Below are 11,364 nucleotides of genomic sequence, written 5' to 3' on the forward strand. Positions count from 1 at the left end.
AACTTTGTATGCGTTATATGCCTTGACATGCATATACCCGATGAGGTATATAGGGTGGGTGGAATCTGTATTCGAAATCATTGCGGAGCCGAACCGCCGCGCTATATTGAGCCTGCTGACCTCATCGCAGCAGTCTGTGGGAGAGATCGAGCGCCAACTTCGAATGCCGCAGCCGGCCGTCTCAAAGCACCTGCGCGTGCTGCGCGAGGCAGGTTTCGTAGAATCCACAGTGGATGCACAGCGCCGTCTCTATCGGCTGAAGCCAGAACCATTTCAGGAGGTGGATATGTGGCTGGCTCAGTTCCGCAATTTCTGGTCCACTCACGTCGATGCTCTCGAACGCCACCTCGACCGCATGAGTCCATCAACCCCAAAGAAAAAAGAAAACAAGCAGAAGCCAACGCAGTCCAACCGCAAACGTGATAGAGGAGAAACGAAATGAAAATCAAAGTGACCAGCGTACACGTGGACGATCAGGACAAGGCCCTGCGCTTCTATACAGAAGTGCTTGGTTTCGTGAAGAAGACCGACTTCAGCCAGGGGCCTTATCGCTGGCTCACCGTGGCTTCGCCGGAGGAGCCGGACGGCACCGAGCTGCAGCTGGCGCTCAACAACAACCCTGCGGCCAAAGCGTACCAGCAGGCCTTGTTCCAGCAAAGCCAGCCCGCAGCCATGTTCTTTACCGACGACATCCAGGCCGATTACGAACGCATGAAAGCGCAGGGCGCCGAGTTCACCATGACGCCAACGGACGTGACGGCCTCTAAAATCGCCATGCTGAACGACACCTGCGGTAATCTCATTCAGATCACGCAACTGAAGCGCTGGTAAGACAAAGGAGAAATGCGATGGGCAATCTCGAACAGTACACGCCGCGCCCGGCCTACGGAGCACAGGTACAAAAGGACGGAGAGAAGTGGACGCTTATTCTTGTCAGGGAGCTCCGCCACCCGCCGGAAAAAGTCTGGCAGGCGCTCACCGATCCGAGGCATCTGCGCGAGTGGGCCCCTTTTGACGCCGATGGAAACCTCGGTACGGCTGGAAACACGGTGAAACTCACCACAGTGGGAGCGCCTACGCTGCACGTTACCGAAACGACCGTGACGCGAGCCGACGCTCCCGAGGCGCTTGAGTACAACTGGGGCGGCTTCAATATGCGGTGGGAACTCAAAGCCCTGGATGGAGGCACTCGCCTGACACTGTGGACTAATATTGCTCGCCACTTCATCTCCATGGGGGCTGCCGGGTGGCACATTTGTATTGATGTGCTGGATCACCTCCTCAACGGAACTCCCATCGGACGCATGGTCGGCCCCGACGCAGCGAAGTTCGTCGGCTGGCAGCGGCTGAACGCGGAGTACGCCGAGCTGTTCGGTGTTGAAAACAACTGGCCTAAGGTGGCTAAGAAGTTGTAGGGAGGTCCCATTGAACTGGAACCGATGGATTCGGCAGACCCATCGCTGGCTGTCCATGGCATTTACCCTTGCCATCATTGTCACCGGCATCGCCGTGGTGCGGGGAAAATACACCAATCGATTAGGTCTTATGGCGGTGGCCGTGCTCGCCTTGCTCTTTTTCACCGGTCTGTACTTGTTCGTGCTGCCCTATGCCGTTAAGTGGCGCAGCCAGCGACGTGCCGGCTCAACATAAAAACTATGGCTAACATAGAGGCGGCGGAAAAAGTCCTATTTTGAGAGACCCCATTACCTCAGCGGCTGAAGCCGCATTGGATTCTGTGCTCCTTACGGCATGGCCCTTACGAAACAGCGACCTTTTCTGAGCATTCTCAACATGACCCTTTCCGAAAAACAGCGTGAAGAACTCCTCAAAGCGTTGAAAGCCCGCTTTGAGAAAAATATGAACCGCCATAAAGGTCTGGCATGGGTTAAAGTGCAGGCAAGACTGGAAGCGGATGCCGAAAAACTGTGGCTGCTGAATGAAATGGAAAGAACCGGCGGTGAACCGGACGTTGTCGGTCAGGATAAAAAGACAGGCGAATTCATTTTTTATGATTGCTCGGCGGAGAGCCCTAAAGGCCGCAGAAATGTTTGCTACGACCGTGAAGCGCTGGAGTCAAGGAAAGAATACAAACCAGAAAATAATGCTGTTGATCTGGCGGCTGTCATGGGCATTGAGCTATTAACTGAAGAACAGTATCGAGAGCTACAGAAACTTGGAAATTTCGACACGAAGACGTCAAGCTGGGTGAAGACACCGCCTGCTACAGAAAACTCGGCGGCGCTGTCTTTTGTGATCGCCGCTACGACACTGTTTTCCTGTATCACAACGGCGCGGAATCGTACTTTGGCGGCAGAGGATTTCGTGGCTCGCTAAGGGTCTGACTTTGGAGTTTGACCTATGGTGAATATCGGGAGAATCCATCCATGAAAAAGCGGGAACTTAAGCTGACCATGCCCGACGGGACAACGGATGCCGTGCTTTACACAGTCGATGACAGCAGACCACAACCAGGCGTGCTTCTTATCCCCGACATTGGCGGCCCCAGAGATGTCATAAGCCAGATGGCCGAGAGGATCGTCAATGAGGGCCATACGGTGCTCATCCCCAATCCGTTCTACCGGACCAGCAAGCCTCCGGTCTTCAAGTTCCCGCGCAAGCCGGGGGATAATGCAACGCGGCAGCGGATGGGTGAACTGCTAGGCCCGCTTACTCCTGATGCCATTGATGCCGATGCCGCAGCCTACATCGACTTTCTGACCTCACAGCCCACCACTAAGCCAGGCGGAATAGGCGTTGTCGGTTTTTGCATCGGCGGCCTGCTGGCGTTCCGCGCAGCCGCGTCGCGTCCCGATAAGGCCGCGGTGGCCGTCTCATTTCATGGTGGCGGTCTCTACAAGGCAAACGATCCGAAGAGCGCCCATCTCGGCCTGCCGAAGATCAAGGCGAGACTTTACTTCGGTCATGCCGTTGAAGACAACAGCATGAATGCCGAAGCCATCGCCGAACTCGAAAAAGCATTGCAGGCGTGGCGTGGGCGGTACGAGAGCGAGGTCTATGAAGGGGCGCATCACGGCTGGACTATGCCTGATAACTCCGCATACAACCAGCGTCAGGCAGAACGAGCCCTCGCCAAGCTCATGTCTGTGTTCAAAGAGAATCTCATTGAGAATACATAGACGCGGGGGAAGGTGGGCCGATGTAGGTGGCTTTAAGTCTTGAATCCCGTGGATTATGGTGCCGGGAGGGGGGTCGAACCCCCATGGGCCGAAGCCCGGCGGATTTTGAGTTTCCCAAGAATACCGTAAGTCTATGATAAATAAGTGTAATTAACCGTTGGCTTTCACCAAACCAAGTGATGTCGTATCAGTGGTTTAGCGAAATTGAACGTAAATTGGCCAAACTGGTGTCTGTACCCGAACATGTACCCAAGAACGGCCGTGATTCAGGTATGATTTTCCACTAGCCGAATGACAATCGTCGATGAGCAGATGATTCGTGTTTCATAGCTAACTGGAGAATTGCAATAAGCTCCTTGTCTTGATCGCCGTCTACCCTATACAAAGCAACGCTATAATCCCCTGGTCCGATTAATCGAGACGGGACGTTTAGAGTCACTGCGTTTTCATTGCGCTGTTTGACGAGCTTAAGCGCAGACATATCGAAGTGAGTCATTTGATTATCCACCGATTTAACGACCCCTTCGTAGGTCTCGTGCGTCTTATGCGAAGGTGCGATGTGAGAGCTCAAAATCACACTTTCTTCTTGGTGCCTTTCGCAGGCGTAGCTGTCTTTTTGGTGGGGCGTTTATTCGTTCCTTTTTGGGCGGCCCGGTTCGCTCCGCTGGCTAGAATTTTTCCTTGCGTCAAATCCAACGTAACGGAATCCTCTTGAGTCACCGGCTTGCCACGCAGCGCCGCCTTAAAGGTTATCGTCAGCGATCTGGCGTCTGTTGTCAGCGTCAGATACCCAAACTTAACGATTGGATCCACCTCAAGCTTGTAATCGCCGATTACCGTACCGGCCGGCGGGACGGCTTCCGGTGGGGCCGTCGCTGCGAATCCGCCCGATCCGGAGACAATGTAGGGCACTTGTCTTCCATTTACAGTTCTCGTGAAGCGCTGATAGAGGTGCGCGTGTCCGGAAAGCACTGCATCTGGCCATAGCTGTGCCTTCTCGCAACAGGAATCAATATCTTTCATCAGGCCGCCGCTCCCGCCGGTCTTGGCATCTATCGACAGCGGCGGATGATGGACGGCAATGATAATAGCGCGCTTCCCTGCTTGCCTGTCCGCTTTTAGGCGCTGCAATTCTCCCGTGAGGAACGACAGTTGATCATCCACTAGAGGGAAGTGTCCGCCTCGCGAAGAAATAATGCCTCCGCCCGTGTCCAGAACGTTACTGTACAGCCCAATGATCGAAACATACGGAGCGTCGAGAGTGAAATACACTCCCGGTTGTGTCATCACGGTGCGAGTAATGCTCATCGCATCGGGTGACGGATCAGGAGCTGCGGCGCAGAAGTTCGACAGGAAGGCAGCCAGCGTAGGGACCTGAGGGGCGCTCGATGATGAACCAAATACCATGCCATCGTGATTGCCTAGGATTGCAAAAATCGGACGATCATATTCACGGAAGGGTTCGTAAAACTGGTCGTAATAATATTGCGCTTCGCCGAAGTTGTAAACGACGTCTCCCAAGTGGAAAAAGAACGCCGGACCATCGACCCCGGAGGTCTGTACATCGGCGTCCATAGCATCGGCCACGGCTGCTTCATCAGCAATTGCGGTGGGCGCGGTCTGGTGTTTGTCCACTTTGGCAGCCCCGGTGTCTCCAACCGCATGGAATGTAATTTTCTCCGACGTTGTGATAGCTGCCATCAAATCCTGGGGCACGAAGTTGGCGAGATTTAGATAGGGTAGTGCGCCGGTGCGACTTGGCGGGATAGCCTGTACTTCATTCTTATGCTTCAGATAGTACGGCGAGTTGTAGTAGGCATCGCTGGTGTTGTTAACCTGAAATGCGTTTTCATCGGGAGTGGGTTTGGGGTCAGCATAGAGTTGACCGCTTGGTCCAAGAAGGTTTGTTTTAGCAGGCATGCACGTACTCTCCTGGGTAGATTGCGTCTTGGTTCTCGTAAATTAAAGCCTCTAAGTTTCCCATAAGTGCGAGGATTAATGGCAATTTAATTCTGCAGGAGGCCATACTTAGTTGGCCTGAGAAGCCTGCCCCGCGAAACTGGTTCCCAGCATCTTGCTTCTGGCGGGATTCATCGACGAGCTAATTCTTGCTTCGGGCATCTGCGAACGCTGAGGTCGCAGACGATACCTCCGGTGAAACCGGAATCACGAACGCCATCATTTCCGCAGGCGACCAACAACGAGCATTGAAAATCGACCTAGCGACTACCTGGTGGTACACCCGCTGGTACCTGATGGCCGCTCTTGCGGAGGCTAACAGAAGAACCTCGAATCATAATCGTTCACACAGGGGCTCCCATAATTGAGACGGTTGGCTCACCGTTGTCAAAATCCTAATCAAGGATAGCTTGCCATTGGTATTCCTAAGATTCGCATCCCAAAGTTAAGAAATAACCTTGACATTACTGCAAACCGGCGCTCTACTCGTGTCCTGCTCTCCGACTCGGGCAGAAATCCTAGGGAGCCGGGCGGCGCATGCCAAGTACTCAACGATTCTTCGAGCCGGGATCCCAGCGCGAACTTTTGCGAGGCTGGCTAATTCACGCTCACAAAGGACGCGACCGCCACGACACCGCTGCTCGGATCTATGAGTGGTCAAAGTATGTCTTCGGCACCGCTGCGATAATCTTGTCCACTATAGTCGGTACGTCAGTATTTCAGGAGCTGGCAGCCAAATCGACGGTGTCGCTCTGGGTGGGTCTGCTCAGCGTTGCAGCAGCGGTCCTGTCGGCTCTACAGACTTTCCTTGACTTCCCAGCTCGAGCCGAGCGCCATCGTGCCGCGGGAGTGAAGTACAAGGCAGTTATCCGGAGCCTGGAACACTCATTGGCCACCCTTGCTGCCGGTGGCGCTCCGACCGAAGACCAGATTACCCAGATTCAACAACGCCTCGACGAATTAGAAGATTCAGCGCCTGTGATCATGCCCCGCATCTACTCAATGGTGGAACGCCGTTACGCAGACGTGGAATACGTTCAGGAGGCCCTTGGCCTGTATCGTTCATGAGCATGATATGTTTCTCTTTCCACCTCGACGGCGTCATCGACACCTATCCCTCGGATGCGGCACCGCCAGCCACACATTACCAAGATTACACGCCGATTCGGTTGCTAAAGGCGTTGTCAAATACCGGGGCGTGCCCGTGCCGAAGAGCCTCGCGGACTGCTTTAAAAGCTTCCAGACGTGTCATCCCCGCTTTGTACGTCGCACCCAGAGGCGTTTGAACTAGGAACGCATGGTCGACTTGATCGTTTTCAAGTCCCCAGTGCAGCAACGGCCTCGGCCCGATAGCAGCCCATGTCACCGCTTTCTGTTGGATGGTGTCCATGACGTTATTGGATTCTGGGGATCGATAGGCAACGACCTCTATCATCACGGAAGGCGCATACTGTTGCATGCCCATCAGCGAGTTGGTCTTCGGGCATACACGAATCGAAATGTAGCCCAAGAGAGGCTGATTCGCCGCAGCTATCGTATTGGGCAGTACGTCATCAAAAAGAACAGTCTGGAGGAACGTAAAGGCGTTCTGCGGTCCTAAGGCGATCTCGAGGCCCCGACCAGGCAGACCATTTGCCGGCCAGCCAGTTGCGCCGACCTCGTGAGAGACAGCGGTGGAATCGGAGTTCTTCCCAGGCTCTGTCCCCTCCATAGCGTGAAACAGTCCGCTCAGCACGTCTGCCAAAAATTGATGGCCGCGGTCCGGGTTACCAGACTGGTTAACCTTGTTGAGGACCGCCTGAGCGCTAATTATGCCCATCGCCGTCCCCAAAGGGTTTCCCGAAGCTGTAAGGATCCCAAGCAGCCCAGTGATGTTACCGGGGTCGTTAAAAAGGAGGTTATGAAGGTCTGTTCCCCAGGATAGGAAGTCGAATACCCGCCCCGCCCACATAGTGTCCTGAAGGGTTCGAGTGCCGCCCGAGGAGACGGTTTGAATGCCGTCTGTCGAGTGCTGCTGAAGAGCGCGTGTGAACGCGGTCAAGTAGTCTCCGATGCTCGCCGACGCGTTGTTCGGGTCTTGTGGGCTCGCCGTTATTTCGCGGTTGACGACCCAACAATCAAGATTCAACGGATTGATCGCCAGGTCGATGTACTCGTTCTTATCCCTGGAGATGCCGGTACCGTTGAGGTTCCCATCCATCAGCGCATTGAGCACGGCCTCATTTGCCGCAGGGTCTCCCGCTCTAAGGGCGGTCACCGTCGTCCCTGCCGCAGCCAGCAATTCGGGCCAACTCGTCGGATGCACGACCTGATGAACTCCGAATTGCGGAACGACGGATATCACCATGGAGTAGATCACGCCCATCGTTCCCATCGAGACGATGACCGCATCCAGCACGTCTTGGGAGCTAAGGCCGGGAATCCCGTTCCAACCTGCGGCGATGAAGTGCGCCGGGTCGATTGCTGGGTACCGATTCTGCAGATTGGCCTGATCGGCCACCGGCACGTCTCCCTCAATCCACCACTGTTCCCCACCAGGCCCGACGATGTGCACTGCCCGGACATAGTCCACCAGCAAGGGCGCATTGAACTCGCCGCCGTGGGTCGCCGTTGAAAGCGCGCCCGCCAAGGTGGCCCCCGACGATGCACCCGTTGCTCGAAGCGCCAATCGCGGATGCTGGTGGTCGAGGACCTGTTGCAGATCCGCCATAGTTATTCCAGCCTCAACGTGAAACAGGATCTCCTGCGTTGGGTGCGCGGCGCGAATAGACGGGAATTCGCTCTGAAGGCTCGACGCCAGCGTGCGCGTGTCGATGAGCCTGACTTTGGGCGAAGAGGGAAGCTGGGCGCCACTTTGCGTTACCTGCAAGAAGGCATTTTGCTGATACTTTGTGAATGTCGCGGCGCTCCGGGTAACCGCTTCTGGCCATGGATCGAATGGTGTCGGGTAGCTGTCGTTTAGCCCCTGCAGGACTCCGCGAAAGTCTTGGCGCTGCCACGTCCCCCGCTTGATGAGGGAGGCCCTCTCTACCTCTCCCGGCGTGATGAAGGGCAACGAAGCGTCGGTAAAGGACCACCCGCCTCCGACCGCCTTGACCGGCGTGAGGTCCGGGTTGTCAGAGGTTCCGGTCCCTATGACCGCGTTTACGAGGTCATCGACGGTGCGGGGTACCACCCGGAAGGGGGCGACGTACCCGAATGATTGTGGCCAGTTCTCCCACCAGTACCCCTCCTGCCTGGGGCCTGGTGTCAGCGCCTCGGGAACTGCCCATTCTTGCTCTATCCAAGTCGCTCCCGCTGTTACCTGCGGACTCGCCGCACCCTTCGGCCACGTGATCAGCCGTGTCCCGACGCCGGTGATGCCCCCCACGACCGTGATATTTCCGGCAACGGACAGTAATCGCACCTTGGAGTCAAAGCCAATATCTCCCATGATCATGATGGGCCCGCCAGCTGCGAAGTCAACCGTTGTCCTGTCCTTGGCGATACGGCTTCCCAACTTGATCTGTCCGCCCGCAATTGCGGTAACGGAACAGTTGCCGTCGATCTTGTGGTCTTCGTCCCCTCCACTTTGGCCGATGCCAATCCCGATGCCTTCACCGGCGCTCAGCGTGACCACCGAATTGCCATCGATCTTCTCGTTGATCGTCACCGAACCACCGTTGCTTACGATCTCGACCCGACTCGATCCATCGATCTTGTCGCCGATCAATACATTCGAGCCCGCAAACGCGTGAAGGGTCGAACTGCCATCAATCCGGTTGTCAATGTTAATTGCGCCAACAGCTGCTGTGATTGTTACGCCGCTGCTCCCGTCTATCCGCCCAGCCAGCGTTATCGTGCCGCTGTTACTAGTCAACGAGACCGAACTACTACCATCGATCTTCGGATCATCACCGCCTGGTTGGGCTCCAATGCTTATATTGCCCTCGCACTCCAGGGTGACGGTGCTGCTTCCATCAATCTTGCTGCCGATCGTAAGCGTTCCCTTGGGGCTCACCAGTACCACAATCGCCTCGCCGTCAATCTTCCCCCCAATCGTTATAGATCCAGTCGACGCGACGAGGTGCACGATGCTTGAGCCATCGATCCTCCCATCGACGGTAATTGACCCGCCCGAGCTGCGCAGCCGCACCCGGCTATTGCCGTCAATGCGCCCCGTCACGTGCATGTCGCCGGGATCGACCGCTTCTACTGTCTGGCCAATAATGTCTCCGTTGCTGTTCCACATGGCGAGTGCCCTTCCTAGGAAGTCGCTCGACAACCAGACCCAACCGACCGCGGCCCGTTAACCTTTGAATTGAAATGGCTGAAAAAGCAGTTGCTCCAGTCCTACGCGCCAAATGCCATAGTCGGAAGACTGGTTCATACATCTCCGCGCTCCACTATTGTCGTCCGCGGGCCGAGCCCTGCCGAGGCGCAATAAGGCTAATGGATCAGTCTCGGATTGTCCATCGCAAACAGGCATAAGGTCTTTGCATGCTAAACCCGCTTTCCCCGACCGTAAGAATGACTTGCGTTCTAAGTAACTCCTTTCAGGGGACCCGCCGCTCTCTGCGAAAGCGCTCCAACACGAAGCGCCTTCACCCAAATTCCCCGCGCAGTACGCCGCAGATTACTCGTAAGTGAGGAAGATCGGGACGTTGAACTCCGCTGCGCAAGCTACTCACCTCCCTCGTGCGCAGCGGGAACCTGTCGCTCGTATTTGACAACGTCAGTGGGCACTTTAAGTCTCCCGCGCTTGAAGCCTTCCTTACATCCACCCTATGGGGAGACCGTCTGCTGGGCAGCAATCGAATCGTTGCCGGACCCAATATTGTTACCACCTTTGTCACCGGAAATGGCGCTGACTATCTCGCCGGACCTGGCTCGACGCTCATTAGTGATCGAACTCCATCAGAGTTGGGAACATCCCGGAGATCGCGTTTATAAGAAGCAACTCGACGCGGTCATTCTCCACAAACGCCGCGCCGAATTGCTGGCGGCCCACTGGGCTCTGGTGCGGCATTGGGACCAGAAGTTATTTCCAGGGCCCAGCCGCGTTAATAGTGCTTTCCCCGAGTGGTCGGACATTATCGGCGGGATCGTCGAGTCGGCAGGATTCGGCTGCCCGCTCGATCCGCTCGAAGGCACTATCGTCGTCGATGAAGACGGGGCTGAAATGAGCGAGTTGGTGAGGGAGATGCAGGTTGACCTTGAGTACACCTACACTCAACTAGTAACGAAGTGCCGCGACCTTGACCTCTTCCCACAGCTGACCGGCGATGGGTCCATGGAACAGAGTCCAGCACAACGCACTTCGTTCGGCAGACTGCTCGCCCGTTATGACCGCAGGGTACTAGGCGAACGACGATTCGTCATCAAAGGAAACCCAAACTCCAGAAAGTCTCGGAGGTTCGTTGTTTTTGCTGGCGCGGGTTAGATATTGTTCCGATTGTTCCATCGTTCCGAACCTTGAACCGGAGACACCGGGAACGATAGGAACATTGGAACGATATCGACGCAGTTTCGTCCAGAGAGTTCGAGGAGGAGCGAGAGCCATGCAAGTTAAATTCCGTGGATCCTTCAGACCCTGCACCCGCGTGAGCGACGGTACCTGCAAATATTGCGGTCTCGCGATCGTCTGGGCCACTCTCGACAACGGACAATTCATCCCGCTCGAACCGGAGGAGAAAGGAATGCCGGGGCTGATGGAAACGCACTACTCGTACTGCTATCCCATTGGGGGACGAAAGCGACGCACTCCGAATCCCTTTGGCGGACAAAAGCAACCTACTCAGCCCCCACAACTCCTTCTCGTACGGGCATCAGGATGTCGGCAACCATCTGGCGCCAGTTGCTGCGGCTCGTCCATCCGGACAAACATCACGGCGGCGAGGATGAACGGCTGGCCAACGACCTGACTGTGTGGTTGCTCGAACAACGGCCCAAGCTGGAAGGGAAATAGGGTGTACTTGTGGGGTATGTGAACGAATCGGTAACATCTCGACTTGATGATTCCTAAAACTTAATGCCGCAGTGGGAATCCATGGCGAACATTCACCCAAGACGGAGGGACTGACTGTATGCCGCGATTTCCACAACTGCTCTCCACGGCTCGATGGGTTATCCGGGTGCCATCTCAAGTTGCGATGACGACGAGAACGACTGATTTCTCAACATTTCAAAAGCAGCTGGGTGACCTTCCAACGACAATCGAGAACAAGGTAGATCGGTAGGGCCCCAAACAATTGCCAAAACCCTATTTCGTGACTGCCGATATATTTGC

At 55.6% G+C, this 11,364-nt stretch carries 10 protein-coding genes and 1 pseudogene; 9 read left to right on the plus strand and 2 right to left on the minus strand.

What is annotated here, in order from left to right:
* The first annotated feature begins 58 nt into the window (after positions 1–58).
* From VEV40_RS13340 to VEV40_RS13365, 6 genes and pseudogenes are all read left to right on the plus strand, one after another.
* Positions 59–442: a metalloregulator ArsR/SmtB family transcription factor gene (locus tag VEV40_RS13340; protein ID WP_324832980.1), complete on the plus strand. Its 384-nt coding sequence runs from the start codon at positions 59–61 to the stop codon at positions 440–442.
* Entirely contained in the window at positions 439–831 is a 393-nt protein-coding gene (locus tag VEV40_RS13345; protein WP_324832982.1) for a VOC family protein, read from the plus strand. The genes VEV40_RS13340 and VEV40_RS13345 overlap by 4 nt, the downstream gene beginning before the upstream one ends.
* A 17-nt stretch (positions 832–848) precedes the next feature.
* Positions 849–1,415 carry an SRPBCC family protein gene (locus VEV40_RS13350; protein ID WP_324832983.1) on the plus strand — a complete coding sequence of 189 codons (567 nt, stop codon included), beginning with the start codon at positions 849–851 and terminating at the stop codon, positions 1,413–1,415.
* A gap of 10 nt (positions 1,416–1,425) precedes the next feature.
* Positions 1,426–1,650: a hypothetical protein gene (locus VEV40_RS13355; protein WP_324832984.1), complete on the plus strand. Its 225-nt coding sequence runs from the start codon at positions 1,426–1,428 to the stop codon at positions 1,648–1,650.
* A 207-nt stretch (positions 1,651–1,857) separates the two neighbouring features.
* Positions 1,858–2,342, plus strand: a pseudogene (locus tag VEV40_RS13360) (DUF4256 domain-containing protein).
* A gap of 42 nt (positions 2,343–2,384) precedes the next feature.
* The gene (locus VEV40_RS13365; protein WP_324832986.1) at positions 2,385–3,137 is read left to right on the plus strand and encodes a dienelactone hydrolase family protein; all 753 of its coding nucleotides are present in this window, start codon (positions 2,385–2,387) and stop codon (positions 3,135–3,137) included.
* Positions 3,138–3,710: 573 nt separating this feature from the next.
* On the opposite strand, the gene VEV40_RS13370 is transcribed toward VEV40_RS13365, so the two are convergent.
* A complete protein-coding gene (locus VEV40_RS13370) occupies positions 3,711–5,057 on the minus strand; it encodes a metallophosphoesterase family protein (protein WP_324832987.1) in 1,347 nt (448 codons plus the stop codon).
* Positions 5,058–5,633: 576 nt separating this feature from the next.
* On the opposite strand from VEV40_RS13370, the gene VEV40_RS13375 reads away from it, so the two are divergent.
* Positions 5,634–6,164: an SLATT domain-containing protein gene (locus VEV40_RS13375; RefSeq protein WP_324832989.1), complete on the plus strand. Its 531-nt coding sequence runs from the start codon at positions 5,634–5,636 to the stop codon at positions 6,162–6,164.
* Positions 6,165–6,249: 85 nt separating this feature from the next.
* On the opposite strand, the gene VEV40_RS13380 is transcribed toward VEV40_RS13375, so the two are convergent.
* Complete coding sequence (locus VEV40_RS13380; protein ID WP_324832990.1) at positions 6,250–9,327, minus strand: hypothetical protein; 3,078 nt, start codon at positions 9,325–9,327, stop codon at positions 6,250–6,252.
* Positions 9,328–9,897: 570 nt separating this feature from the next.
* On the opposite strand from VEV40_RS13380, the gene VEV40_RS13385 reads away from it, so the two are divergent.
* Both VEV40_RS13385 and VEV40_RS13390 read left to right on the plus strand, forming a co-directional pair.
* Positions 9,898–10,518, plus strand: coding sequence for a hypothetical protein (locus VEV40_RS13385; RefSeq protein WP_324832991.1), 621 nt, complete (start codon positions 9,898–9,900; stop codon positions 10,516–10,518).
* A gap of 390 nt (positions 10,519–10,908) precedes the next feature.
* Positions 10,909–11,043 carry a hypothetical protein gene (locus tag VEV40_RS13390; protein WP_324832992.1) on the plus strand — a complete coding sequence of 45 codons (135 nt, stop codon included), beginning with the start codon at positions 10,909–10,911 and terminating at the stop codon, positions 11,041–11,043.
* Positions 11,044–11,364: the final 321 nt, after the last annotated feature.

The organism is Alloacidobacterium sp., from assembly GCF_035631355.1.
In the GTDB taxonomy this organism is placed as follows: domain Bacteria; phylum Acidobacteriota; class Terriglobia; order Terriglobales; family Acidobacteriaceae; genus Alloacidobacterium.

Excerpts from the sequence above, each read along its gene's own strand:
- VEV40_RS13375 (WP_324832989.1), top strand. The coding sequence starts at position 5,634 with ATGCCAAGTACTCAACGATTCTTCGAGCCGGGATCCCAGCGCGAACTT.
- VEV40_RS13370 (WP_324832987.1), bottom strand. The coding sequence starts at position 5,057 with ATGCCTGCTAAAACAAACCTTCTTGGACCAAGCGGTCAACTCTATGCT.
- VEV40_RS13345 (WP_324832982.1), top strand. The coding sequence starts at position 439 with ATGAAAATCAAAGTGACCAGCGTACACGTGGACGATCAGGACAAGGCC.
- VEV40_RS13350 (WP_324832983.1), top strand. The coding sequence starts at position 849 with ATGGGCAATCTCGAACAGTACACGCCGCGCCCGGCCTACGGAGCACAG.
- VEV40_RS13390 (WP_324832992.1), top strand. The coding sequence starts at position 10,909 with ATGTCGGCAACCATCTGGCGCCAGTTGCTGCGGCTCGTCCATCCGGAC.
- VEV40_RS13380 (WP_324832990.1), bottom strand. The coding sequence starts at position 9,327 with ATGTGGAACAGCAACGGAGACATTATTGGCCAGACAGTAGAAGCGGTC.
- VEV40_RS13365 (WP_324832986.1), top strand. The coding sequence starts at position 2,385 with ATGAAAAAGCGGGAACTTAAGCTGACCATGCCCGACGGGACAACGGAT.